The 25,731-nt window shown below is 44.9% G+C and carries 19 protein-coding genes; 17 read left to right on the forward strand and 2 right to left on the reverse strand.

Annotated features, from left to right (window positions below; genetic code table 11):
- Window positions 1-56 precede the first annotated feature (56 nt).
- The 6 genes from E4K68_RS01600 to nuoB are packed head-to-tail and all read left to right on the forward strand — an operon-like array spanning window position 57 to window position 7,193.
- Window positions 57-1,991: a proton-conducting transporter membrane subunit gene (locus E4K68_RS01600; RefSeq protein WP_135376986.1), complete on the forward strand. Its 1,935-nt coding sequence runs from the start codon at window positions 57-59 to the stop codon at window positions 1,989-1,991.
- 11 nt (window positions 1,992-2,002) lie between these two features.
- Window positions 2,003-2,971 carry an NADH-quinone oxidoreductase subunit H gene (locus E4K68_RS01605; RefSeq protein ID WP_135376987.1) on the forward strand — a complete coding sequence of 323 codons (969 nt, stop codon included), beginning with the start codon at window positions 2,003-2,005 and terminating at the stop codon, window positions 2,969-2,971.
- Window positions 2,972-3,628 (forward strand): hydrogenase, encoded by a 657-nt coding sequence (locus E4K68_RS01610; protein ID WP_135376988.1) that lies wholly within the window; start codon window positions 2,972-2,974, stop codon window positions 3,626-3,628.
- A gap of 6 nt (window positions 3,629-3,634) precedes the next feature.
- A complete protein-coding gene (locus tag E4K68_RS01615; protein WP_135376989.1) occupies window positions 3,635-5,089 on the forward strand; it encodes a proton-conducting transporter membrane subunit in 1,455 nt (484 codons plus the stop codon).
- Window position 5,090: 1 nt separating this feature from the next.
- Window positions 5,091-6,683: an NADH-quinone oxidoreductase subunit C gene (locus E4K68_RS01620; protein WP_135376990.1), complete on the forward strand. Its 1,593-nt coding sequence runs from the start codon at window positions 5,091-5,093 to the stop codon at window positions 6,681-6,683.
- A gap of 18 nt (window positions 6,684-6,701) precedes the next feature.
- The gene (nuoB, locus tag E4K68_RS01625) at window positions 6,702-7,193 is read left to right on the forward strand and encodes an NADH-quinone oxidoreductase subunit NuoB (RefSeq protein ID WP_135376991.1); all 492 of its coding nucleotides are present in this window, start codon (window positions 6,702-6,704) and stop codon (window positions 7,191-7,193) included.
- A gap of 286 nt (window positions 7,194-7,479) precedes the next feature.
- Here the strand turns inward: nuoB and E4K68_RS01630 are convergent, their stop codons facing one another.
- Window positions 7,480-9,339 carry a sigma-54-dependent Fis family transcriptional regulator gene (locus tag E4K68_RS01630; RefSeq protein ID WP_135376992.1) on the reverse strand — a complete coding sequence of 620 codons (1,860 nt, stop codon included), beginning with the start codon at window positions 9,337-9,339 and terminating at the stop codon, window positions 7,480-7,482.
- Between the two features lie 417 nt (window positions 9,340-9,756).
- Here E4K68_RS01630 and E4K68_RS01635 point away from each other — a divergent pair, with 417 nt between their 5' ends.
- The 5 genes from E4K68_RS01635 (at window position 9,757) to E4K68_RS01655 (ending at window position 15,885) form a co-directional block, all read left to right on the forward strand.
- Window positions 9,757-11,550: an aldehyde ferredoxin oxidoreductase family protein gene (locus E4K68_RS01635; protein WP_135376993.1), complete on the forward strand. Its 1,794-nt coding sequence runs from the start codon at window positions 9,757-9,759 to the stop codon at window positions 11,548-11,550.
- A gap of 107 nt (window positions 11,551-11,657) precedes the next feature.
- Complete coding sequence (locus E4K68_RS01640) at window positions 11,658-11,882, forward strand: MoaD/ThiS family protein (RefSeq protein ID WP_135376994.1); 225 nt, start codon at window positions 11,658-11,660, stop codon at window positions 11,880-11,882.
- On the forward strand, window positions 11,883-12,569 hold the full coding sequence (locus E4K68_RS01645) for a HesA/MoeB/ThiF family protein (protein WP_135376995.1): 687 nt from the start codon (window positions 11,883-11,885) through the stop codon (window positions 12,567-12,569). It abuts the gene before it with no gap.
- A 121-nt stretch (window positions 12,570-12,690) separates the two neighbouring features.
- A complete protein-coding gene (glp, locus tag E4K68_RS01650) occupies window positions 12,691-13,932 on the forward strand; it encodes a gephyrin-like molybdotransferase Glp (RefSeq protein WP_135376996.1) in 1,242 nt (413 codons plus the stop codon).
- Window positions 13,933-13,974: 42 nt separating this feature from the next.
- Window positions 13,975-15,885 carry a molybdopterin biosynthesis protein gene (locus E4K68_RS01655; protein ID WP_135376997.1) on the forward strand — a complete coding sequence of 637 codons (1,911 nt, stop codon included), beginning with the start codon at window positions 13,975-13,977 and terminating at the stop codon, window positions 15,883-15,885.
- A 139-nt stretch (window positions 15,886-16,024) separates the two neighbouring features.
- Here E4K68_RS01655 and E4K68_RS01660 read toward each other — a convergent pair whose 3' ends face one another.
- Complete coding sequence (locus tag E4K68_RS01660; protein ID WP_135376998.1) at window positions 16,025-17,047, reverse strand: molybdopterin-binding protein; 1,023 nt, start codon at window positions 17,045-17,047, stop codon at window positions 16,025-16,027.
- A 554-nt stretch (window positions 17,048-17,601) separates the two neighbouring features.
- Here E4K68_RS01660 and E4K68_RS01665 point away from each other — a divergent pair.
- From E4K68_RS01665 to trsS, 6 genes are all read left to right on the forward strand, one after another.
- Entirely contained in the window at window positions 17,602-20,328 is a 2,727-nt protein-coding gene (locus E4K68_RS01665; RefSeq protein ID WP_135376999.1) for a molybdopterin-dependent aldehyde oxidoreductase, read from the forward strand.
- A gap of 298 nt (window positions 20,329-20,626) precedes the next feature.
- Window positions 20,627-22,969: a pyridine nucleotide-disulfide oxidoreductase/dicluster-binding protein gene (locus tag E4K68_RS01670; RefSeq protein ID WP_282432958.1), complete on the forward strand. Its 2,343-nt coding sequence runs from the start codon at window positions 20,627-20,629 to the stop codon at window positions 22,967-22,969.
- The gene (locus tag E4K68_RS01675) at window positions 22,962-23,174 is read left to right on the forward strand and encodes a DVU_1557 family redox protein (RefSeq protein WP_135377000.1); all 213 of its coding nucleotides are present in this window, start codon (window positions 22,962-22,964) and stop codon (window positions 23,172-23,174) included. The genes E4K68_RS01670 and E4K68_RS01675 overlap by 8 nt, the downstream gene beginning before the upstream one ends.
- An 11-nt stretch (window positions 23,175-23,185) precedes the next feature.
- The gene (locus E4K68_RS01680) at window positions 23,186-23,632 is read left to right on the forward strand and encodes a DVU_1555 family C-GCAxxG-C-C protein (protein WP_135377001.1); all 447 of its coding nucleotides are present in this window, start codon (window positions 23,186-23,188) and stop codon (window positions 23,630-23,632) included.
- Window positions 23,633-23,637: 5 nt separating this feature from the next.
- Window positions 23,638-24,381 (forward strand): DVU_1556 family methyltransferase, encoded by a 744-nt coding sequence (trsM, locus tag E4K68_RS01685; RefSeq protein WP_135377002.1) that lies wholly within the window; start codon window positions 23,638-23,640, stop codon window positions 24,379-24,381.
- Window positions 24,382-24,394: 13 nt separating this feature from the next.
- Window positions 24,395-25,729, forward strand: a complete 1,335-nt coding sequence (gene trsS / locus E4K68_RS01690; RefSeq protein ID WP_199241660.1) for a radical SAM (seleno)protein TrsS — start codon at window positions 24,395-24,397, stop codon at window positions 25,727-25,729.
- Window positions 25,730-25,731 lie beyond the last annotated feature (2 nt).

Raw genomic sequence — 25,731 nt, forward strand, 5'->3', positions numbered from 1 at the left:
CCGTCTGAATGACTTAGTACATAATGACACATAAAGGTGATCAGGGGGTAGCATCTATGATTAATAAGGGAGGCCAATCCGTTCGTAAATTGCTCATGACTTTAAGTTTGGCATTGGCTGGAGCGGGACTCATCTGGGGAATTGTGATGACTCGAGGTGGGGAATGGATTAAAACAGGGTTTAGGTTCTTTACTGGAGAAGGAGCAGGACTTTCACTCACTTGGAAAGTGGATGGCCTAACGGTATTCTTCCTTTTTATTTTGCTTTTAGGTCAGGGTTTATCGTCTCTTTATTCAATTGGATATCTCAAAGAATATGAAGAAAAGAAAAAGTCTCTTTGGCCTTTTTTTACGGGTTGGTTTCTATTTCTTGGCAGCATGTTTGGTGTGTTGCTAGCGGATGATGGTTTTTCGTTTTTATTAATGTGGGAAATGATGTCTCTGTTCTCATTTTTCTTAGTTCTCTATGAGCACGAAGACCCTCAAAATAGAAAGTCTGCTTACATTTATTTAGTAATGACTCACGTTGCAACGGTCTTTTTAACTGCTGCGACCATGTTCTTATACTCTAAAACAGGAAGCTTTGCTTTTGAGGTATGGGCGGGTGTCGTTCCAATGTTAACGACAGTCCAACTTAATTTGCTTTTTCTAGCTTTCTTTGTAGGCTTAGGCTCTAAAGCAGGTTTTGTTCCGTTTCATATTTGGTTACCGTATGCTCATTCGGCTGCACCTAGTCCAGTGTCTACTTTAATGTCCGGAGTCATGGTTAAAGTTGCGCTTTATCTCTTCTTCAGATTAGTTTGGTTGATGTTGGGACCTGGTCCGGTTTGGTGGGGCTGGTTATTTTTGCTGATCGGAGCACTCTCAGCGCTCGTTGGGATACTCTTTGCTTCAGTTCAGTCAGACCTAAAAAAACTGCTTGCTTATTCGACGATAGAAAACGTGGGTATTCTAGGGATGGCTTTGGGAAGTGCTTTTTTGGCAAGATCTTGGCAAAACGATTGGGCGATGAATTTAGCTCTTGTCGCTTTCTTTTGGCATGCTTTGCAACATATGCTTTTTAAATCCCTGCTCTTTATGGGTGCAGGAAATATCATACAGGCAACGCATACTCGAAATTTAGAGCGTTTAGGTGGATTGCTTAGACGGATGCCGAAAACGGGTCTTGCTGCCTTAGTTGGAATCGTAGGTATCACTGCCTTACCTCCATTGGGAGGATTCTGGGGAGAGTTAATCCTTTTTCAATCTCTTTGGCTAAATACTTTGGAGTTGACAGGCGGTTGGAGTAAAGTTTTTTTACCGATATCCATTGGAATTCTCGCCCTCGTCGGAGGGTTGTCTCTCGCAACATTTGTCAAGTGGTTTGGAATCGCCTTCCTCGGACAAGCTCGTTCCAATGTGGCGGAAAGGGCTGAAGAGGCACACCCTGTTCAATTTATTACTCCATTATTAGTAGGTGGATTAGCAATCTTAAGTGTACTTTGGCCGGCAGCAACTTTAGAGTTTATCAACTTGCCCATGTCGGTTTTGAGAACAGGTGAAGTGATCAGTATAGGGTCAAATTTGGGAAAACCGCTTTTCATGACGTCGGTTTATTTAATCCTAATTAGTCTACTGACTGTTGTTGTAGTGGTTCTAACTAAACGAGGAACGCGAAGAGTTACGGCAACTTGGAATTGCGGTACGCCCCTCACTTCGAGAATGCAATATTCTGCTACCGGCTTAACAAAACCCATTCGCATCCTCTTTTCTAAAGCAGTGGGTTCTCATAGGCATGTGGAACGGAATTTCGTGGAATCGAGTTACAGTTTGCGTTCTTTAAGATATGAAGGAAGAAGTAAGGAAGTTTTCGAGGATGTTTTCTATCGGCCCTTAATTCATGGATTGTTTTGGGTGGCGTCTCAAATCCGTAAATTGCAGGAGGGGAGCATTCATCTATACATTGGCTACCTGCTGATTACAGTTATCGTCGTACTAATTTTAGGGCGTTAGGAGGAGAAAGGATGGACGAATTATCAATAAGTATACCCCGTCTGCTGATGGGATTTGGACATTTGGCCTTGATTTTAGCTGCAGCCCCGTTACTTCAGGGATTTATTAAAAAAAGCAAAGCGTTCTGGCAGATGAGACAAGGCCCCTCAATCCTTCAACCGTACCGGGATCTAAGAAAATTGCTAAAGAAGGAGGAACTGATTTCAGAACATGCTTCCTGGATCTTTTTGCTAGCGCCAAGGATTGGAATAGCGGCAACCATAATGGCTGGGCTTGTTATTCCGAATGCTTGGGGTTGGGCGCCATTAAGTGGCTGGGGAGATCTTTTTCTATTTGGAGCAAGCCTCGGCTTAGTGCGTTTGTTTATAACACTTTCGGGATTAGAAGGAGCAGGAACGTTTGGAGGGATGGGGTCAAGCAGAGAACTTTTTTTAGGGTTATTAACTGAACCTGCTTTGCTTCTAGGACTCATCGTTTTAGCTTTTATAACTCAGACAACCTCTCTACAAGGGATTACCTCTGGCTTGGAAACTATATCACCAATTTTTATTCCCCGCATTTTAGCCTTACTAACCTTAGGGATAGTGAGCATTGCGGAGATGGGGCGAATTCCTGTGGATAATCCTGATACCCATTTGGAATTAACGATGATCCATGAAGGAATGTTGATAGAGTATTCCGGGCCTTCACTCGCTCTTCTGAATTTTGCTGAGCAGGTCAAGCAACTCTTACTGATTAGTTTATTGGCCCAAATCGTTTGGCCTAGCGGACTGATTTCTGGGAGTAACGGGTTACTAGGATTACTCTGGGCTTTAGGCTTTGCTGGAGTTAAAGTTGCTGTTCTAGGATTCTTTTTTGCTACAGTAGAAAGTCTCTTTGTTAAGAGGCGACTTTTCTTACTACCAAATTATTTGGCGACAAGCACTGCCTCGGCCATTTTGGCCTTAGTATCACTCTGGTTTATAAGGGGGCAGATTTAAGTGGTAGGTATTCCTGAGAATGAGCTTAATCTATTAGTATTTGTGCTTTTGACGTGCGGACTGTGCGTTGTCTATAGCTCACGGGTGGAAAAAGCTCTGTTTTGGTGGACTTTACAAACATTCGCTGTTTCCTTTCTTGTTTTAGTTCAAGGACTTTATAGCCGCGAATTGGAGGTTATCATAGTCGGTGCGTTGTTATTAATCGGCAAGGTCGGAATCATCCCCGTGCTTTTAGGACGTGTTTTGCGTGATTCAAAGACAGAATGGGTGGGCGAAATCTACTTAAAACGCACTTCTTCGTTAGTGGTAGCTGGTGCTTTAACTCTCATAGCCTATGAAGTGACAAAACCCTTGATGGCACTACCGCTGCCAGGCTTTCGCAACGGTTTAGCCGTTGGTATAGCCCTGATTTTTTACGGCCTGCTACTTATGATGGTCCGTAAGGTCGCTATAGTACAAGTCTTGGGAATTTTGCTGATTGATAATGGGATATTCCTAGCGGGGTTCTTTCTAACTCAAGGGATGCCTTTGTTAGTGGAGATGGGGAGTATGTTCGATATTTTAGTGGGGATTGTCATTATAGTGATCCTATCAAGACAAATGTTGGAGAATTATAATTCCCTGAATGTTGATCACATGAGGTCATTGAAAGGATAGTATGCGATGTTTATTGGAGTAGCTGTAATCGCGGCGGTGGGAATGCTAATTTCGGCAAAGGACACCTACTTAAAACTATTGAACTGTGTGGCTCTTATCTTATTAACAGTAAGTGGTGGGTGGACTATTCGGAAAACATTAACACAAGGGGCTCACGGATATGCATCAGGCGCATTTTATTGGGATGCCCTGAGTGCCTTGTTGCTGACGGTCATTGTCATTATTTCTGTCTATGTTATTCTATATTCTTTAGGGTATATGGAAAGGGAAGTCCATGAGAAGAAGCTGCCGAGAAAGAGTCTGAAGTGGTACTATTTTTGGATATGGGTTTTTATCGCAACCATGCTTTTAGTTGTTAGCACACCTAATCTTGGGATTATCTGGGTAGGTATAGAAGGGACGACTTTAGCAACAACTCTCTTGGTTGGCTTTTATCGCAACAAGAAGGCCGTTGAAGCCGCGTGGAAATATGTGATTTTATGTACGGTAGGTATCAGTTTTGCGTTGCTGGGTACCATGTTGCTTTTTGCTGCAGCAGCACCGCATTTGGGTCAAAGTATAACGGCTTTGGATTGGCGTATGCTACCGAAGGTAGCCCATCAATTAGATTCTAACCTAGTTCGCCTAGGTGTTATATTCACAGTCGTTGGCTACGGGGCAAAGGTTGGTTTTGTACCCATGCATGCTTGGCTTCCGGATGCTCATAGTCAGGCCCCTTCTCCAGTCAGTGCTTTGTTATCGGCTGTCTTACTTAATTGTGCACTTTATGCGATTTTACGCTGGTACAGCCTGGCTCGTCTAACTACATTGGGGCCGGATTTTGTCGGGAAGATACTGATGATTTTTGGACTTTTGTCATTGGCACTTATGGTAGGATTTATCATAATGCAAAAAGATATCAAACGTCTATTGGCCTATTCGAGTGTAGAGCACATGGGGATTTTAGCGTTAGGTTTTGGCTTGGGAACTCAGCTAGCTGTCTGGGGGGCATCGTTGCACCTCTTACTTCATGCTCTCACTAAAGCAAATCTCTTTGTGATTATCGGAAGCTTGGTTCAAAAAACGGGCACAAGACAAATTCCGAGGATCCGTGGGATCTTCAAAGTTTGGCCTTATACTGGTGTAATCATGGTTTTGGGTTTATTGGGAATTACGGGAACACCACCATTTGGAACGTTTCGTTCAGAGCTAAGCATCTTAACGGGTCTGTATAAAACTGGGCATCCATTACTGGGCTTTTTAACGATTTTATTTCTGACTTTAATCTTTGCGGGGTTTCTCTATCATTTCCTTCAGATGCTCTTTGGGCAACCCAGGGGCCGTTATCAAGCTGGAGAAAGTGTAAGCACGCTAGCCCTTGCCTTCCCTCTTTTGGTGGTCCTTTTCTTGGGCTTGTTCATTCCTCAAAGTTTGAATGAGGCGCTAAATCAGGTCGTTAAAGTGATATTGGGGGGCGTATAAGATGCTGGGTTTACGGGAGTCTTTACAGAATTATAATCCGGATATTGAGATTGTAGAGTGGGAGAAACATGAGGGTATGATTGATGTGCCTTCTAGAGATCTTCCGGATTTATTGACATTCTGTTTGTCAATGTCACCACGCCCTATTTGGTTGACTCATGTTGTTAATGATGAGCGTCAACTGGGAAATGGGTTTTGTCTTTACTTAGTACTTCATTTTCCGGGGAACGATTTCTCTGTTACACTTGTGGCAAAAGATATCAAAGAAGATTTTCCTTCGCTAACTTTGATCTATCCAGCCCTGAATTGGTCGGAGAGAGAAGCTCAAGATTTATTTGGTTTAAATGCAGTCGGACATCCTGACCCGCGTTCTTTGGTTTTACATCCGGGTTGGTCCAAAGAATTTTATCCTTTGCGAAAGGATCACAAAGTGGGGAAAGAAGCGAAGGCCTTTAAAGTAGCCCCTTTAGAGTTCCCTCAGGCTCATGGGGAAGGAATATTTGAGGTTCCTGTAGGACCAATTCATGCCGGAATCATTGAACCTGGACATTTTCGCTTTTATACCATTGGAGAAGCGGTGCTTCATCTGGAGGCACAACTCTTTTTTACACACAAAGGAATTGAGAAACTCCTCGAAGGAAAAAGTATCGAAGAAGGGCTACGCATCATCGAACGGGTTTGTGGAGTTTGCACTGTGAGTCATGCTCTTGCTTATAGTGAAGCAGTGGAAAAACTCGCCGCAATTGAAGTTCCGCGTCAAGTCTTATTATGGAGAACGATCCTTGCTGAATTAGAGCGAGCTTATAACCATGTGGGCGATATTGGCAATATGTGTGCTGGAGTAGGCTTTGCCTTGGGAAACGCTAATGGTTCGCAATGTAAGGAAAAGCTTCAACGACTTAATTCTGACTTCTTTGGCCATCGGTTCTTGAGGGGAATAGTTGTTCCAGGGGGGCTCAGGTCAATCCCTAGTCAAAAGGATAGCCAGGCCATACTAGACCGTCTTCATGAACTAGCCTATGATTTCGAAGAATGGATCCCCCTTCTATTAAACCATGATGGCTTTAGACAGCGTGCTGTCAACACTGGAGTTTTAAATCCTGTGAGTGCGATTGATCTGGGAGTTACAGGACCAGCTGCACGCGCTTCAGGTATTGCAAATGACTGGCGAGAACTCCATGCTCACCTTTTATATCCTGAACTGAAAGTGAATTCAATGATTGAGCACGGTGGTGATGCTTGGTCTCGTTTAGTGGTTCGCGTAAAAGAAGCTAGGGAGAGTTTTCGGTTCCTAAAGAACTTATTGCAAGAAGGGACGAAGGGACCTGTTTACGAGTATGAAAATTCTAAGCTGTTTTTAGAACAGAAGCTCAGACCTTGGCAACCTGCATGGGGATGTGTAGAGTCTCCGCGAGGGACAGATGTAATCTGGTTGATGATGGATGACGAAAATAAGATTTATCGCTGTCGGATTCGATCCGCAAGCTATGCCAACTGGCCAGCGGTCCCGCTGACAGTACCGGGTAATATTGTACCTGATTTTCCATTAATCAATAAGAGTTTTGAATTATGTTATAGTTGTTGTGACCGTTAACCGAAAAGAGGAGATAACATGTTGAGTTTGCTGCTCCGGAAACTAAAAATGGGTCGGCTCACGGAGAAGGATGGGAATTTGTTATCATCGCAAAAATCCTCCAAATTGCCATCGAGTTTTACAAAGTCCCTTCAAATTCGGCACCTTGATTGTGGTTCCTGTAATGGGTGTGATTGGGAACTTACAGCCATAGGTAATTCCTTATATGATCATCAGCATTTCGGAATTGACTTCGTAGCGTCACCCCGTCATGCAGATCTATTAATGTGCACAGGGCCTGGTTCTACACAATTGTTGTATGCTGCCCATGAAACTTATGAAGCAATGCCTAAGCCGAAATGGGTCGTGGCAGTCGGAGATTGTGCCATTAATGGTGGTGTATTCAAAGGGGCTTATGCCAGCGCAGAAGGAATTGGTAATGTATTGCCAGTGGATATTAAGATTCCGGGATGCCCACCTTCACCAGATAATATAATGAAAGCTTTACTGGAGGTCATGGGAAAGAGTTGAAGGAGTCAATTCAACCAAATTACTTCTCTAAACTTAAAAACTTCCTCGGGCTGTTGTCGACGGGATAAGTTATGATGAGGCTTAATAATAAGTGAAATAATCCCTGGACCCGAAATAATGATTTGCTCTCCTTTAGGTAGACAGGTTAAATAATTAATCTCGTTACTGAACAGGGGAGTATTTTTATGTGAAGAAGTACTATCCAATTGATTCGCTGTCGTTATTTTGAAAACAATAAGCTTCGTTGTAAACGTAAAAAAAGAGCCTAAGGGCTCTTTTTTACAAGTTAGAGTTTGATATCTAAATCTTTTATCTTTCTGTAGAGCGTATTTCGGCCAATACCCAGTAGTTTTGCAGCAGGTGCGATTTTTCCTTTGGTCTGATTGAGCGCATAGAGGATTGTTTGTTTGGTCTGCTGGTTCAGTAAGGGTTCGGGTTTGGCGGTGGTCTGATGAAGTTCATCAGGTAAGTCTGCTGTAGTCAAAACGGTGCCATCTGCCATGGCCACCATACTCTCGATACAGTTCTCTAGTTCTCGGACATTGCCAGGCCACGGGTGGGCTAGGAAGTGAGCGTAAACTTCTGCATCAACTCCTAATATTGGCCTGCCCAAAGATTCACAAATTCTGCGGATGAAGTGGGGAACTAAATCTCCAATGTCTTCGGGCCGTTCGCGTAGGGGGGGGAGTTCTAAGGTGATGACTTTCAGACGGTAGAATAAATCTAAGCGGAAACGCTCCGCAGTAACAAGGTCGGAGAGGTTTTTGTGTGTTGCAGCAATGATTCGTACGTCGATTTTCACAGCTTTTGTATCGCCGATTCGAGAGACCTCTTTTTCTTGAAGTACTCTGAGGAGGGCGACTTGAACATTTAAAGGCATATCTCCAATTTCATCAAGGAAAATTGTCCCTTTATTGGCTAATTCGAACTTTCCAGGTTTTCCACCACGGCGTGCTCCAGTAAAGGCACCGTCAACATAGCCGAACAACTCACTCTCAATAAGTGAAGGTGGTAATGAGGCACAGTTCAAAGCGACAAAAGGACCTTCACGCCGGGGACTAAGTTGATGAATAGTTTGGGCAATGATTTCTTTTCCAGTCCCACTTTCCCCGTGGATGAGTACGGAAGAGTGAGTGTTAGCAACTTTTGAGGCTCGTTCCAGTATCCGCTGAGTAGAAAGGCTATGTCCGATCCACAATGTGTCAGTGGGGGGGGGATTGCTTGCAAGTTGAATTGTTCCTATAGTTCCGAGTGATTGGCCAGTTTCATTGACTACGCGGTTTAAGTGGGAGGACATCTCTTTTCCAGAGCGTTCTTTAATCTCGAGATCCAGAGAGTGACCACTTAACATCCACCCTTTTGGGGAGCTAAAGATGTTGCCTACGAGTTGACCGATGATGTCTTCCGATCTGCGACCCAGCAGTGCTGCGCCGAGAGGGTTAATGTCCGTAATGATGCCGTCTTTATCAATAGCGAGAAATCCTTGTTGTAAAAGTGAGGATGCCAATTTGAATCCCTCTCGGTAAAATCTCAGTTGATTTTCCAACTCAATAAGCCGCAAATTTTTCTCGATCATACTTGCGCCCATCCTTGCAATTGTTAGGATTCTATGACGATCTCGTTCTGCTTCTCCACTGATATCTAAAACACCGATCGGGGCACCTTGACTATTTTGTATTGGAGCAGCCCAGCAGGCCAAAAAGTGATTGTCACGCAAGTAATGCTCCCAACCAAACACAGAAGTGGGGGCATTATCGCGGAGAGCCGTCCCGATGGCATTCGTTCCTCGAATTTCTTCACTCCAACTCGCGCCTGGACTCAAATTTACCTTCTGAGCTTTATTCATGAAGGGGGCGTCCCCCATGGCTTCCATGATGTAGCCCTCTTTGTCACTCAACAAAACAGTATAGTCGGTGCTCCCAAGTAGGCTGAATATATAAGGCAAAACATGTTCTCCCGCTCGAATTAGAGATTCTTGAGCATCTCTGCGCTCGCAGAGATGCGGAGTGGAGAGTATGTCCTGCCTAGACACTAGAGTATGGTCTACTTGATACTCTAAGCTTCTTTGCCAAGAACGATAAATAGAAGGAGTTACCTCCGCTTCAACGCTCTCTCCTTTGATAAAACGTTCCCAATGATTACCCATACATCTCTTGCCCCTTCCTCTCTAGGTATAGAGACTGCTTGTCTTTTATTAACAATAACATACATATTTCATTGAAACAACTGGTTAGTAATAACCAGCCCGTTCAGTGTTCGATATTGGAACAGAATAAAAAGACAAAATGTTCAAACATGGAACAGATGTAATCCCAGATAGTTGAAATGTCCTGTAATAATTCCTTCATAACTAATGTTGGTGTGAGTTTTAGTTTGTTTTAATTTGTTCTAACTTGTTGTTTTTAGATAAATTAGATAATTCAATCTTTTCTAGTGATTTAAATAATTGGCACGATAATTGCTATATAATTAAGCAAACTACTGTTTACGGATAAGTATGGTAAGTTAAGTCTCTAAAGAAAATGTGTGACGAAATAAGAAGTAGAAAATAGGAGGAATATTAATGGGTGGGTATACTGGAAAAATTTTGCGGATTAATCTTACGGACGGAAAAACTAGTTCAGAACCTTTAAATATGGAACTTGCGAAGAAATATTTAAGTGGGCGCGGACTTGCGGGGAAAATGTTTTATGATGAGGTAGCCGCAGATGTTGATGCGCTTTCTCCAGAAAACACAATGTATATTGCTACAGGAGCACTCACTGGAACGAACGCTCCAACCTCGGGACGATTTATGGTTGTTACAAAATCTCCGTTAAATGGAGTTATCGCTTCTTCGAATTCAGGAGGATATTGGGGAGCACAGCTTAAGTTTGCAGGATATGATATGGTTATATTGGAAGGCAAGGCAGAGCATCCAGTATATATTTCCATTAACGATGACAAGGTGGAGATTAAAGACGCTACCCATGTTTGGGGTAAGGATGTTTACGCTACAACTGACGCCTTAAAGCAGGAATTTGGGGATGACAAAGCGAAAGTTTTGACTATTGGGCCCGCGGGTGAAAAGCTTTCTTTGATGGCAGCTATTATGAACGATCTCTATCGGGCGGCAGGGCGCAGTGGCGTTGGTGCTGTTATGGGGTCCAAGAACCTTAAGGCTATTATCGTTCGCGGAACTGGAAAGGTCGAAAATAATAATCCTGATGAGATGAAGAAAGTCCTAAGTGCGGCTTTGGGCAAACTTAAAGAAAATGGCGTAACAGGTCAAGGACTTGGAATGTATGGTACAGCCGTGCTTGTAAATATTATTAATGAGAGCGGAATCTACCCAGTCAATAACTTTCAAGAATCCTATGATCCGGATGCAGATACTATCAGTGGGGAAACCATGACCGCAAATCACTTGATCAAAAAAGATGCTTGCTATCGCTGTCCAATCGCTTGTGGGCGCCATAATAAATGGGAAGGCGGCGAAGGCGCTGGCCCTGAGTATGAAGCAGTATGGTGTTTTGGTTCCGACTGTGGCATCCATGATTATGACGCGATTCATGCAGCTAATGATCTATGCAACAAATTAGGGATGGATTCGATCTCAGTTGGCTGTACCATTGCAGCAGGTATGGAACTAGCTCAACGCGGATATATTAAGCCAGAAGAACTTGATGGGACACCACTTGAGTTCGGTAATGCCAAAGGTATGGTAGAATGGGTACGTAAAATAGCCTACGGAGAAGGAATTGGCGCTAAGATGGCCATGGGTTCCTATCGCTTTGCTGAAAGCTATGGTCATCCTGAGCTGTCCATGACGGTGAAAAAGCTAGAGATTCCAGCGTATGATCCTCGGGGCATCCAAGGTCACGGCCTTCAATATGCTACCAATAACCGTGGCGGTTGTCACGTTCGTGGGTACATGGTTTCTCCGGAAATTTTAGGACTTCCCGAAAAACTTGACAAGGACTCACTTGAAGGAAAAGCAACCTGGGTCAAGATCTTCCAAGATCTCACGGCTGTTATTGACTCAGTGGGGATGTGCTTGTTCACGTCGTTTGCCTTGGGTCTTTCGGACTACACTGCTATTGTCAATGCAGTGACCGGCTTCAATTATACTGATGCCGAGCTTCTGGCTTGTGGCGATCGTATTTGGAACGTTGAACGCTTACAAAACTTACGGATCGGTATGACCACAGCGGATGACACACTTCCTGAACGTTTATTAAAAGTTGCAATTCCTACAGGGCCTTCAAAAGGAAGTGTACACAGATTGCCAGAACTGCTACCTCAGTATTATACTGAACGTGGTTGGGATGATGCGGGTGTTCCAACGCCTGAATGTCTCAAAAACCTAGGGATTTAGGGCCATATCTATTGCAAACCTAGAAAAATAAGGATAAAATTGTTAATGGGGGACCTTTTGGGGTCCCCCTTCGAAGTCTCATGGCAAGAGAGAAAGGAGGAATCTGAGTGCATGTGACCGTTAAATTATTCGCGACGTTTCGAGATGGTCGTTTTAAGGTGGAAGAATGGGATCTTCCGGACGAAAGTCGCGTTCTGAACATCCTCCAAACGCTGGGCATAAAGACAGAGGAAGTTGCTATTTGTCTTGTTAATGGGCGGAATGTTAATGAACAGCACGTCTTAAAAGATGGAGATACTCTTGCACTCTTTCCACCAGTGGGAGGGGGTTAAATGAACTTAGAAGGTCGTTATTTACGGAATAGAAAAACCTTGTCAGAGCTGGATCAACTCAAGCTCGCTACAACACGTGTGGCGATTGTTGGATGTGGAGGGCTTGGAGGGTATATAGCCGAAGAACTCGCGCGGATCGGGGTTGGAAAGCTAGTACTTATTGACGGTGACCGTCTGGAAGTTAGCAATCTCAACCGACAGATTCTGGCGACAGAACTGAATATGGGGCAATGGAAAGTGGAAGCGGCACAGGAAAGACTCAGGAGTGTAAACTCAGAGGTAACGGTCGATGCTGTAAGAGGATGGTTTGATGAAGAAAAGGGTCCGGAATTGCTTCGGGAAGTCGACTTAGTGTTTGACGCTCTTGACTCGATGAACATACGTGTGGTGTTGGAACGAGTCTGTCATCAAATGAATCTACCGTTAGTCTTTGCAAGTATCGCAGGCTGGTTTGGTCAACTAGGCGTAAGTCTGCCGGGGGATTTTAGCGTTTTGAGCATTTTTGGGAGAGGGGAACGGGGGGTTGAAAACACATGGGGAAATCCTGCGTTTACTCCTGCCGTCTTGGCGAGCCTCAGTGTGGCTGAGGGTGTAAAATTACTTGTCGGACGACCCCCGTCTTTGCGACATGCTTGGTTGCAAGTGGATCTGCTAACTATGGAGTTTGAACGATTTGAGATCTGCTGAGATAATTAAGGGTAAATTAGGGTATATATTACGATTAATTCTAAACCGTTGCATTCATACAAGAACATAGGAACTCTAACTTAATACTAATACAAAAAGATCACGAAAGGTGTTATGGAACATGGGAAGCAGTAGCGAATTATTCAAGGTCAAAACGTTGACGGAGGCCATCGATTCCTTAAAACCCTATGTTCTCTCATTTTATCAACGCGTTGAAACGATTCCCTTGGCTGATTCGTTGGGACGTTATGTGACCCAGGATATCTCAGCGACCGGTGCTTTACCGCACTTTCGCAAATCTACCATGGATGGGATGGCTGTTCGGGCTACAGACACGTTTGGGGCTAGTGAAAGTATGCCAGCGTTGGTTCAGTGTCATGGGGAAGTACGGATGGGTGAGGCTCCAACGGCACCGTTAGTGAAAGGTACAGGAATGCTGATGCCTACGGGCGGGATGCTTCCCGAGGGCGCTGATGCTGTCGTGATGGTCGAACACCTCGAACACTTTGGAGAGGAACTCTATGGAGTAACGAAGGCCGTTGCGCCAGGGGAAAATCTCATCGAGATCGGGGAAGACGTGACCGAAGGGGAAGTCATTCTTCACAAGTTTACGCGAATTAGAGCCCAAGAAATGGGTTTGTTGGCTTCCCAGGGGCTAATAGATGTCCCGGTGTTGCCCCGCTTTAGAGTCGGAATTCTTTCCACAGGGGATGAAATTGTTCCTCCGGAACAAGAGCCACTTCCGGGCCAGTCAAGGGATATTAATGGTTACACTTTGCTAGGCCAGGCGCTGGCCTGTGGTGCCAAGGCTCGTCATTATGGGATTGTGAAAGACGATCTGGAAGAACTTCGTTCAGTGCTAACAACGATGCTCGAAGAGAACGATATCGTTTTACTTTCCGGCGGGAGTTCAGTGGGGTCACGCGATTTGTCAGCTCAACTTATTGGTGAACTTGGAGATCCAGGATTACTTTTTCACGGTTTAGCACTCAGACCGGGTAAGCCTACGATCGGCGGAGTCGTGGATGGTAAACTCATCTTCGGACTACCGGGACACCCTGCCTCTGCGATGATCGTTTTCGACACAATTGTCCGACCTTGGCTAGACGTTTCTGTGTTACACTCACAAGTGGATCCTTTGCCTAAGGGAAAACTAACTCAAAATTTATATTCCGGGAGCGGCCGGGAGGAATTTGTGCGTGTACGGCTGGTTCCTTATGGAGACGATTGGCAAGTTGAACCAATCCGAGGAAAATCCGGCTTGATTCGAACCATGGTGCTGGCTGACGCCTTAGTGCACATTAACATCGATACTGAGGGCATTGAAGCAGGGAAAGACGTCTTTTTCCGGCTATTGCGTTAACGTTATATACACAGAACTGTAGGAATGGGGAGGCAAAAGAAAGTGGAACGCCAAATATATCTTGAAAATAAGGCTTGGCAAGAAGGATTGGCTCTAATGACGGAAAAGCTTGCTGGGCGCTGTGTTCCCAAAAATGAGTTGGTCGATGTTCGCTCATCGCTTCATAGAATCACAGGGACGATCGTTCGTGCCAAACGAAGTTCGCCTCATTTCGCTGCGTCTGCAATGGACGGATATGCTATTCGGGCTAAGGATACTCACGGAATTTCAGAGCGAGAGCCCCGTTGGTTAGAACTCGGAGTCCAAGCGATTCAAGTCGATACGGGAGATCCAGTCCCCGAGGGAATGGATGCCGTTGTGATGCTAGAAGAAGTCCTAGAATTGGGTGAGCGAGGAATCCTACTCCAGGCTCCCGTTGTACCCTGGAATCATGTCCGACCCGTAGGAGAGGACATCGTGGAAGGGGAAGTGCTTCTTCCGATCCATCACCGCATTCGTCCTCAAGACCAAGGGGCGTTACTCGCTGCAGGAGTATTAGAAGTCGAAGTTCGCTGTAAACCACGGGTGGGGATCTTACCGACAGGAGACGAAATTCGATCACCGGGAGCATCCCTTCAGGTAGGAGACATTGTCGATAGTAACTCCACAGTTCTTGCTTCCTTAGTGGAGGAATGGGGCGGAACCGCAACGATATGGCCCATAACTCCCGATAAACCAGAACAGTTAGAAGACGCTATTCTCAAGATGGCAGAATCCCAAGATATGTTGGTAATTATCGCTGGATCATCTCAAGGACGGGATGATTACACTTCCCTCATGATAGAAAAGCACGGGACACTTTATTTGCATGGAGTCGCTATTAAACCAGGCAAACCAGTAGCCTTAGGAGATGTTCAAGGAAAGCCCACATTTGGCATTCCAGGCTATCCCGTGTCTACCTATCTGACCGCTCATTTGTTCTTAGAGCCTTGGGTCTATCGATTGCAAGGGTTAAGTAAGGTCTCACCGAATACTTTGGATGCTGTCATCAGCAAGAAGGTCTTTTCCTCGTTGGGCAGTGAAGAGTTCGTTCGGGTCAAAGTGGGGAAAGTTGGAGAACGATGGGTAGCGGCTCCTTTAAATCGAGGCGCGGGTGTGACGATGAGCTTAGTGAGAGCGGATGGAATGCTTCGGGTTCCTCGCTTCCAGGAAGGCTTTCACGAGGGAGAAACAGTACCAGTTGAGCTATTGCGACCTGTTTCAGAACTTGAAGAAACTCTTGTATGTATTGGTTCCCACGATTTGACCTTGGACGTCTTGAGCAGCCATATGAAGGCAAGAGATGGGCATGGGGGGGGGATTGCCTCTGCACATGTCGGGAGTCTAGCTGGAATTCTAGCCCTGCGCAAAGGGGAAGCCCACTTTGCAGGGATTCATCTGCTTGATCCTGAAACTGGAGAATACAATCACTCCTATTTGAAACGATTTTTGCCAGGACGAGAGATTGCTTTGATGAACTTAGTCTATCGAACGCAAGTTCTTATTGTACCAAAAGGAAACCCACTCAACCTTAAGACCCTTGAGGATTTAGCCAAGCCGGGAATACGATTCGTCAATCGTCAAGGTGGCTCCGGAACGCGCGTACTTTTTGATTATCTACTCCAAAAGCAAGGTCTTACCAACGAGCAAATTTTAGGTTATGAGAGGGAAGAATTTACGCACTTAGCGGTAGCAGTCGCAGTCGCCTCTGGATCAGCCGATGTTGGGCTGGGCATTCAGAGTGCCGCTGAAGCCCTAGGGCTTGATTTTGTGCTGATTGGGGAAGAGCGGTATGATCTGGCGATTCCACGGGAATTTCTTGAGGAGCCACGAATGAAAGCAATGATTTCCGTTATTAAAAGCAAGGCTTTCCAGGAGGATGTGCTCGCGCTGGGCGGGTATGATGTCCGTGAGACTGGGGTATTTTACGTTTAAGGAGTCAGTTTTTTATTTGCATGTTTGAGCACATCTTTCAATAATCTTAAGGAAATCGGCAATCATAAAATTAATGTAAAAAGCACCTACCCATTATCGGGTAGGTGTTTTTTTTGAGAATTATTTGAGGGCGATGTGTTTATTTGCCGAAAGAACAATGCGGGTAAGTGCAGACCGGGCAGTCAAGACAAAGTCCACCGTGTCCTAGTTTGACAATGTCAAGGCGCGAAAGTCGCTCTCCTGTAAGCAGGCGTGGAGCGAATAAATCAAATGCTGTTGTTTTAGAATACATCACGCACCCGGGTAACCCCATGATTGGGACATCTCCGATGTAGGCCAGTAGAAACATGGCTCCTGGTAAAATCGGTGCGCCGTAAGTGATGAGCTCTGCTCCCATTTCTTTAATGGCTGTGGGGGTGACATCGTCAGGATCGACGGACATGCCTCCGCTGACTAAGATCATGTTTGCCCCCTGACTTAGTTGGTCTTGAATGCTGCTTTGAATCAGAGGCACATCATCGCTAGCAAACGTTTGATCTAGGACAACGGATCCCCAACCTTCAATTTTTGAGCGTAGTACTGGGCCGAACTTATCTTGGATCCGTCCATGATAGACTTCACTTCCCGTTGTGACGATCCCAACCTTCAACTGCTTTAGAGGCCGCACCTCTAGAATAGGATTTGAAAACGTTTGGACAATTCGTTCCGCTTCGATAACCACTTTTTCATCGATCATCAGAGGAACGACACGGGTCCCAGCGACTTTATCCCCTTTTTTCACAGGGCGATGATTGTGAAGCGTAGCGAGGACGATATATTCTAAAGTATTCAAGGCCAAAATGCCGTCTTCTGAGACATAAAGAAGACCGTCTTGGGCAGCGGTAAGTGTGACCTTTCCTTCTTTGGGCTCGTCAAGGGTTAGCCCTGAACCGGAGACTGCTTGGGCGAGGCGCTCTGCCGCTTCATTTTCATGAATAAGCCCGGGCGTTTGATCCCAGACGTAAATATGTTCTTTTCCCATGCTCAGGAGAACAGGAATATCCTCTTCCCGGACGACATGCCCCTTGCGAAACCGGGGGCCTTTAATGACACCGGGGATAATTTGCGTCATGTCATGAATTAGAATGGCACCAACAGAATCTTGCACTTTAATTTTTTCCATAGCGATAGCCTCCAATACATCATGGAAGGCGTGTTTATTATTAAACACACCCTGGCGTGGGATTGAAACTGTCAGAGGTTCATGGGCAGACTGAGGGGAAAACAATCTATCCCACTTGAATGGTATCGTATTCTTCACACAAGGTCAAGTATGAGTAACATTCCCGATGTTAAGATTTAAATTGAGCAATAAAATACTTTACAAATTATTACAACAAAAGAATGTGGTTTGAGTTTCAAAATTAAGCAGAACAGTAAGTATTGGAATTATCCGAATTGTTGGCACGAATTTTGCATATTTTATTGATCGAGCCAAGTAAAGCAAAGCCAATCAAATCAAAACAATCTAGACCAAATTAAACACAAAAAAGAATGGGAGGAACAGATTTGTCAGTTGTTCATCAGATGGATGGGTGGGGAAATTGCTTTACTGACGATCGATACTTTGCTCAACATAAGTAGAAGTGGTATGAGAATTTGTAACTCAAGATAACCGGAAGAACGCATGCAGTAACCTTGTAGAGAATGAATTGAATCAAAAAGGAGCGAAAAAAATTGCTTAAAAAAAATGTAGTCATTAACGGTGTCCCCCAAACGTTACTTGTCGATGGAGAAGTTACCCTAGCCAATGTGTTGAGGGGACAACTGCATATGACCGGAACTAAAATAGGATGTGGAAAAGCTCAATGTGGTGCATGTTCTGTTATTGTGAATGGAAAAGTCATCCGCTCCTGCGTTACCAAAATGAAACGGGTTGCTGATGATGCACAAATCACCACTATTGAAGGAGTGGGCACCAAGGAACACTTACATCCCTTGCAGCTAGCTTGGATGATCCATGGAGCTGCTCAATGTGGTTTCTGTAGTCCTGGATTCATTGTTTCAGCTAAACAACTTTTAGAGGAAAATGTCAATCCAACTAGAGAAGATGTCCGGGATTGGTTCCAAAAACACAGAAATGCGTGCAGATGCACTGGGTATAAGCCTTTAGTTGACTCTGTCATGGAAGCTGCTCGGTTAATTCGGGGTGAGGTTACTGTTGAAGAGTTATTCGTAAAATTACCTGCTGATGGCAAAATCATTGGAACTGAATACATTCGTCCGTCCGCTATGGCTAAGGTTACCGGTACCTGGGACTTTGGTGCTGATGCCGGACTCAAAATGCCTTGCGGAACTCTGCAACTTAAACTGGTTCAGGCCAAGGTTTCTCATGCCAATATTCTTTCTATCGACACATCTGAGGCTGAAAAAATGCCTGGCGTATATAAAGTTATTACTTATAAAGATGTTGTCGGCAAAAATCAAATTACTGGTTTAATCACTTTTCCAACGAACAAAGGGGATGGATGGGACCGTCCGATCCTATGCGAGAAAAAAGTGTTCCAATTTGGTGATGCCATAGCCATTGTTGCAGCCGATACTGCTGCACATGCTCAGGCTGCCGTTGAAAAAGTAAAGGTGGAGCTCGAATTACTTCCTGAATATATGAGCGCTCCTGCCGCTATGGCAGATGACGCTATTGAAATTCATCCTGGAACACCGAACGTTTATTTTGAAACCAAGGTGGTAAAAGGCGAAGATACTGCGCCTTTAATGAAGGCAGCAGATGTAGTAGTTGAAGATAGTTTTTATGTCGGACGTCAGCCTCACCTACCCATTGAGCCAGATGTCGGATTTGCCTTCTACGATGAAGATGGCAAATTGATCATCCATTCTAAAAGTATTGCAATTCATCTCCACCAGGCTATGATTGCTGCAGGAATCGGAATTGAATCAGAAAAACTGATTCTGGTACAGAACCCAACCGGCGGAACCTTTGGTTATAAGTTCAGCCCAACAATTGAAGCCTTATTAGGGGTTGCCGCAGTTGCTACAGGTAAACCTGTATACCTAGAGTTTGACTATTTCCAACAAACGACTTATACCGGAAAACGTTCGCCTTTCTTTATTGACCTTAAACTAGGGGCCACTAAAGAAGGTAAATTAACGGCTATGGAATCTGATTGGACAGTAGACCATGGTCCATATTCCGAATTTGGTGACTTGCTCACCATGCGGGGCACTCAGTTTATAGGCTGTGGTTATAACATCCCTAATATTCGCGGTAATGGACGAACCGTATGTACGAACCATGCTTGGGGTTCAGCTTTCCGGGGTTATGGATCTCCTCAAAGTACCTTCTCGTCTGAGGTTTTGATGGATGAACTAGCAGAAAAACTGGGCATAGATCCATTTGAACTGCGTTATAAAAACGTCTACAGACCTGGTGACACTACACCTACCGGTTGTGAACCAGATGTTTACTGCATGGTGGAGATCATGGATAAACTTAAACCTGCTTACACAAAAGCACAAGAATGGGCAAAACAGCCAGCATCAGCTGCTGACAAGAAACGCGGAATTGGAATGTCCATCGGTGTCTATGGATCAGGTCTAGACGGAGCGGACAGTTCTGCAGTCAATGCTGAGCTAACTGCAACGGGCGTTACAATTTATTCTTCATGGGAAGATCATGGTCAAGGCGCGGATATGGGAACATTAACGATCGCTCATGAGGCTTTGCGTCCGTTGGGAATTAAACCGGAAGATATTAAACTTGTTATGTGTGACATGGCATTAACCCCCAACAGCGGACCTGCCGGCGGAAGTCGTTCTAATGTTTTGTGCGGTAATGCTACTCGGGTTGCTTGCGAAATGCTGTTGAAAGGGATCACGAAAGCGGATGGATCCTTCCGAACCTATGAAGAAATGATTGCTGAAAAGTTACCAGTATATTTTGAAGGTGTTTGGACCGCTCCTGCTAAAGATTGCGATGTAGAGACTGGACAAGGGAATCCCTTTGCTGTTTATATGTATGGAGCCTTCCTGTCTCAAGTTGAAGTCGACATCACGACAGGTAAGACTGAAGTTGTAAAAATGACGATGGTAGCCGATGTGGGTAAAATTATTAATAAACTGGTAGTAGACGGACAACTCTATGGTGGGTTGATTCAAGGTCTTGGTCTAGCCCTGAGTGAGGATTTCGAGGACCTGAAGAAACATACAGATTTGATCGGCTGCGGACTACCCTTTATCAAAGATGCCCCGGACAATATTGAACTTCTCTATGTAGAAACCTTAAGACCTCATGGTCCTTTCGGTGCTGCAGGCTCGGGAGAATTGCCGCTGACATCCCCTCATGCTTCTATTATTAATGCTATTTACAATGCCTGCGGAGCACGGATTACTCATTTACCTGCTCGTCCTGAAAAAGTACTTGCTGCACTTGATGCTAAAAAATAATTAGTTCGTTTTTGGCCCACAAAACTAAAAATCGGAACCTAAAATTGGTTTATCCAATTTTAGGTTCCCGTTTATACCAGGGTAGAATGTATAACTTCCTGGTGGGCCCGTTCTCGCCAGCTCAAGCGCCTTGCCATCATGGCATCTAGCCATCCCGGCGATGCTCTAATCTTAAACATCTTTGTTTGAGTCTTGGCGGCGCTCTAACCTCGAACGTCCTGTTCGAGTCATGGCCAGCGCATATCAGTGCTACTAAGGCGACCGCCTACGAAAGGGCTTGGCGCTAGCCAAGTATTCTATACCCGCACGCAATAACTTAAGGAAGTGGGTGTTGCTTATGGAACAGGACGAATTAAAAAGACAAGAAGATAAGTGTACCCAAGAGAATCCCCCTGCTTGTACAGCAGGTTGTCCAATCCACGTAGATGCTCGGAAATTGATGCTGGATATTCAAAATCAGGACTTGAAAAGTGCCTTAGCAACACTGCAAAAAAAACAGCCCTTTCCCGGAATTATTGGTCGGGTTTGTGATCATCCCTGTGAGGATGTCTGTAAACGCAAAGAGGTTGGAACGACTATCGCTATTTCAGCCCTGGAGAGATTTTGCGTGCAAAACCAAGCTGGAAAAATAGCCAAAGCAGGGATAGTTCCCCCAAAAAGCCAGACAGTTGCAGTCGTCGGGTCTGGACTAAGAGGCCTAACTGTAGCCTATGACTTGGCTAAAAAAGGATATAAGGTTAGTCTGTTTGAGAAAGCAGATCGCCTTGGTGGAAACCTGTGGAATTTTCCGGAACATCAATTGCCTCCAGAGGTTATTGTCGAGGAACTGTCCGTCTTGAACCGGCTTAACGTTCAAATAGAGTTAAAGACTGCAATAACTGGGCAGGGTTTAGCCAAGCTTCAAGAAGACTTTAATGTAGTGTATCTTGGCCTTGCTGAGCAATCTAAAGAAGTCAGGGAGCTCTTGGGTGAACAGTTGTGGGTCGACCCAGTCACGTGTGCTACACAGATTCCAGGAATATTTAGCGGGGCACTTTTGGGGAATGATTCCCCCATTAAGTCTGTTGCCGATGGCCGTAAGGCTGCCGTTTCCATTGATAGATATTTGCAGGGCGTTTCCTTAACTGCCTCTCGTAAAGGCGAGGGGCCTATTGAGACTAAACTATTCGTCAATACGAATGGGATTCCCCCTCTGCCAGTGGTGGCAATGAGTAACGAAACTGGGGGTTATACACCCGAAGAAGCCGTTCAGGAAGCAGGTAGGTGCCTGAATTGTCAATGTCTCGAATGTGTGAAGGCCTGTAAATATATGCAAGAATACGGTAGTTATCCCAAAAAGTATTTAAGACAAATTTACAATAATGATACGATCGTCATGGGCATGCGCCACGGGAATAAAATGATCAATTCTTGCAGTTTGTGTGGGCAGTGTGCTGTAGTTTGTCCTCAAGGACTAGACCTTGGGGAGACCTGCAAAGCAACCCGGGAGAGCATGGTGAGCAAAGGAAAAATGCCCCCTTCAGCCCACGATTTTGCCCTGAGGGATATGGCATTTAACAACAGTGAAGAATTTTCCTTAACCAGACAACAACCTGGCCATAATTCTAGTAAGTATGTTTTCTTTCCCGGATGCCAATTAAGTGGCTCTTCACCGGAACAGGTTGAAAAAGTGTACGCATATTTAACTGAAAAGCTTTCTGGAGGAGTAGCCCTAATGTTACGTTGCTGCGGTGCTCCGGCCGATTGGGCTGGTAATCAAGACCTGTTCCAAAACAGTTTGAAGGTTTTGGTTGCGGAGTGGGAAACCTTAGGCAAACCGGAGCTGATCGTAGCTTGTTCCACCTGTCACAGTATGTTCCGAGAAAAGTTTCCAGGAGTAGTCTCTCTGTGGGAGTTGATGGCTGATTCGGATTTACCTGTGCAAGGTGCCAGCGTGAGTAGAGGCAAAGTAGCTGTCCAGGATGCTTGTACTACGAGACATGAACCAGTCATACAGGATGCCGTCCGAGACATCTTAACTAGGCTGGGTTACGAAGTTGAAGAATTGCCCTACAGCAAAGAACGAACCAAGTGTTGTGGCTTTGGAGGGCTGACGTCTTTTGCCAATCCGGGATTGGCGAAAAAGATCGTGGAAGATCGAATAAGTGAAAGCACAACAGACTATGTAGCCTACTGTGCCATGTGCAGAGATAATTTTGCGTCTAAGGGTAAACGCACGTTTCATTTATTAGATTTAATTTTTGGAACTGACCTTGAAAAAGCTGCCATCAGGCCAAGTGTAGGATTTTCCAATCGGCATGAGAACCGGGCAAAACTAAAAAGAAAGTTTTTACATTCGCTGTGGAAAGAAGCTCCACAAGAAAAGGAAGGAGCGTATCGAATCATTAACCTCTTGTTAAATGAAAGCGTTCTGGAAGTAATGGAAGATCGACGTTTTCTTATAGAAGATATTCAACAGGTAATAGAACTTGCGGAGCGAACAGGAAGAAAGTTCATAAATCCGGACAATGGTCACAGTTTAGCTTATTATCGCCCTGTCAAGGTGACCTATTGGGTTGAATATCAACCACAGGAAAAAGGCTTTGTGGTCCTAAATGTGTATAGCCACCGCATGGAAATTGTGGAGGACAGTCATGAATAACACACCAAAACAGACGCAGAAAACCCTTTGGAATTGTGGTAAATGCGGTGGAGAGCTCCAGCGTGGTTCGGTAAAGGCATCCTACTTGGGTAATGATTTTGTGGTGGAAGAATTAAAATGTCTTAACTGTGGCTTGGTATTGATTACGGAGGAACTGGCTTTAGGTAAGATGTTCGAAGTTGAACAAAGTTTAGAGGATAAGTAGGAGGGAGTAAGATGGCGGTCGATGCCTTTCGTATGTTTCAATTGGCCACACAGGGATTTTGTTGTAGCCAAATTATGTTAATTCTGGGTTTGGACGAACAAGGAAAGGAAAACTCCGATTTAATCAAAGCAATGCATGGTTTGTGTGGAGGAATAGGACGGTCGGGAAAAACCTGTGGTGCACTTACCGGGGGGGCATGTTTAATTGGTTTGAACGTTGGGAAAGGAAATCTCCTCGAATTCGGTCACGCCAAAATAAACCTTATGATCAATGACTTGATGGAATGGTTTGAAAACACCCATGGCAGTATCGATTGCGATGGGATACTAGACCACTCACTTGATGAGGGCAACGAGTATCCTGTGCAATGTGGCAATATTGTTGCAACGACCTTTAGTAAGGTGCAAGAGATTTTAGCAGCCTATTCAGAAGACCCTGAGTCCAATGATGAGGAATAAAAATTGTGAAAAACAATGTTTTTAAATTATATGAAAGTGACGTTCTGCGCCTTACTACAGGTGATACGTTAAGACCGGGTGGGTTTTCCTTAACCGACTTGGGAGTTGAAAGCTGTGATTTTCTTCCAGGCGCAAGGGTCTTAGATGTGGGCTGCGGCAGCGGTGCAACGGTAGAGCGTTTGGTTTCTCTTTATCAGCTCCGAGCCACAGGTTTAGACCCTTCAGAGGTGCTGTTAGAGAGTGGGAAAAAGAAGAATCCAGGCTTAAATCTGATCCGAGGGCTAGGCGAAGACCTACCCTTTCCGGCTAACCACATGGATGGGGTATTAGCGGAGTGTGCCTTGTCTGTAATGGAGGACCTGGATCAGGTTCTGATAGAAATTTTCAGGGTTCTCAAACCTGGTGGGTTGTTGGTCGCTAATGATGTGTATGCTCGAAATCCTGACGGTATCAAAGGTCTTCAGGAACTCAATCTCAATTCATGTATCAGAAGAGCGTTGCCAAAGGAGCAATTAATCAACAAACTTCTCAAACAGGGATTTAACATCGTTAATTGGAGTGATCATACAAACCTATTAACACAACTAACGGTTAACCTAATCATGACTCATGGCTCTATGACAAAGTTTTGGCTTAAGTCTTCTTCATGTTCAGGATCTGTTGATCCTATCCTTGCCCAGGCTGCGATTAAGGAAGCCAAGATGGGATACTTTCAACTGATCGCAAAGAAAGAAGCAAGCTGTAGTTAGAGAGGAATAGCACATGGAAGTAATGGACGAACGCTTGATTTCCACAACAGAGAGCTTGTGTCCAGAATGTTTGAAGAGGATTTCGGCTCAAAGAGTGGTTAAAGGAGAAAAGGTTTATCTTGTGAAACGTTGCCCTGAACATGGAGCCTATCGAACACTGCTGTGGCGTGGTAGCCCTCAATGGGATGAATGGGTCAGGCCTATGATTCCAACCCCACCCAAGGAGTGTTTTACACCCGTTGAGAAAGGCTGTCCCTTTGATTGCGGCTTGTGCGAAAACCATTACCAGACGACTTGTACGGCTTTGATAGAGGTTACACAGCGTTGTAATTTAAACTGCAAATTTTGTTTTGCCAATGCAGGAACGGAGCTTGACGAACCTTCATTGGAGAGGATAGAAAAGTGGTACAAAAACGTACTTGCTGCCAGTGGCCCTGTCAATATCCAGTTGTCTGGCGGCGAGCCAACCCTCAGAGACGATCTGCCGGAAATAGTAGAAATGGGAAGAGCACAGGGCTTTAACTTTATCCAACTTAACACGAATGGATTGCGACTGGCAGAAGATCCTATCTTTTTGAGCCGATTGAAAAAGGCTGGTCTCAGCTCCGTGTTTTTACAATTTGACGGTACTGAGGACCAGATTTATCAGTCAATAAGGGGGCGTAGGCTTTTTGATGTTAAAGCCAAAGCTATAGAGTGCTGTGCACAACACGAGATTGGTGTTGTGTTAGTACCTACCTTGATACCAGGCATAAACACTCATAATATCGGAGGAATCATTAAGTTTGCCTTGAAAAATCATCCCGTCGTCAGAGGTGTGCACTTCCAACCCGTAAGTTATTTCGGAAGAATACCTAAAGAACCCATGGATCAAGACCGGATCACACTCCCGGAAGTCATTCAAGCGATCGAGGAACAGACAGATGGGCTCATTAAAGCAACGAACCTGAAACCCCACAATGGCCGATGCTCCTTTAGCGGCAACTTTACAAGACAACTGGATGGGAGTTTAAAGCCTATTGTAAACAGCTCGTGCTGTACCGGACCAGAGCGAGCGGATGAGTTGGCTAGAAAAACACGAACTTTTGTGGCGCGGCAGTGGTCAGGAACAGAAAAATCAACGATTCAGTCTCCTAGCACCAATTCCTGGGACAATCTAATTCAACAGCTAAAGACCTATGCCTTTTCCATCAGCGGCATGGCCTTTCAAGATGTGTGGAATCTAGATATAGACAGGTTGAAGAATTGTTGTATACATGTGGTAAGCCCGGAAGGTAAGTTAATTCCTTTTTGCGCTTATAACCTTACAGATAAGTTTGGACACTCAATATATCGGAGGGGGAGATAGGG

Origin of the sequence: Desulfosporosinus sp. Sb-LF, assembly GCF_004766055.1 — a bacterium.
Taxonomy (GTDB): domain Bacteria; phylum Bacillota; class Desulfitobacteriia; order Desulfitobacteriales; family Desulfitobacteriaceae; genus Desulfosporosinus.

What these genes read in the sequence shown, in the direction of transcription:
- E4K68_RS01600 (WP_135376986.1), top strand. Translation starts at nt 57, where the DNA reads ATGATTAATAAGGGAGGCCAATCCGTTCGTAAATTGCTCATGACTTTA.
- E4K68_RS01605 (WP_135376987.1), top strand. Translation starts at nt 2,003, where the DNA reads ATGGACGAATTATCAATAAGTATACCCCGTCTGCTGATGGGATTTGGA.
- E4K68_RS01615 (WP_135376989.1), top strand. Translation starts at nt 3,635, where the DNA reads ATGTTTATTGGAGTAGCTGTAATCGCGGCGGTGGGAATGCTAATTTCG.
- E4K68_RS01620 (WP_135376990.1), top strand. Translation starts at nt 5,091, where the DNA reads ATGCTGGGTTTACGGGAGTCTTTACAGAATTATAATCCGGATATTGAG.
- nuoB (WP_135376991.1), top strand. Translation starts at nt 6,702, where the DNA reads ATGTTGAGTTTGCTGCTCCGGAAACTAAAAATGGGTCGGCTCACGGAG.
- E4K68_RS01630 (WP_135376992.1), bottom strand. Translation starts at nt 9,339, where the DNA reads ATGGGTAATCATTGGGAACGTTTTATCAAAGGAGAGAGCGTTGAAGCG.
- E4K68_RS01635 (WP_135376993.1), top strand. Translation starts at nt 9,757, where the DNA reads ATGGGTGGGTATACTGGAAAAATTTTGCGGATTAATCTTACGGACGGA.
- E4K68_RS01645 (WP_135376995.1), top strand. Translation starts at nt 11,883, where the DNA reads ATGAACTTAGAAGGTCGTTATTTACGGAATAGAAAAACCTTGTCAGAG.
- glp (WP_135376996.1), top strand. Translation starts at nt 12,691, where the DNA reads ATGGGAAGCAGTAGCGAATTATTCAAGGTCAAAACGTTGACGGAGGCC.
- E4K68_RS01660 (WP_135376998.1), bottom strand. Translation starts at nt 17,047, where the DNA reads ATGGAAAAAATTAAAGTGCAAGATTCTGTTGGTGCCATTCTAATTCAT.
- E4K68_RS01675 (WP_135377000.1), top strand. Translation starts at nt 22,962, where the DNA reads ATGAATAACACACCAAAACAGACGCAGAAAACCCTTTGGAATTGTGGT.
- E4K68_RS01680 (WP_135377001.1), top strand. Translation starts at nt 23,186, where the DNA reads ATGGCGGTCGATGCCTTTCGTATGTTTCAATTGGCCACACAGGGATTT.
- trsS (WP_199241660.1), top strand. Translation starts at nt 24,395, where the DNA reads ATGGAAGTAATGGACGAACGCTTGATTTCCACAACAGAGAGCTTGTGT.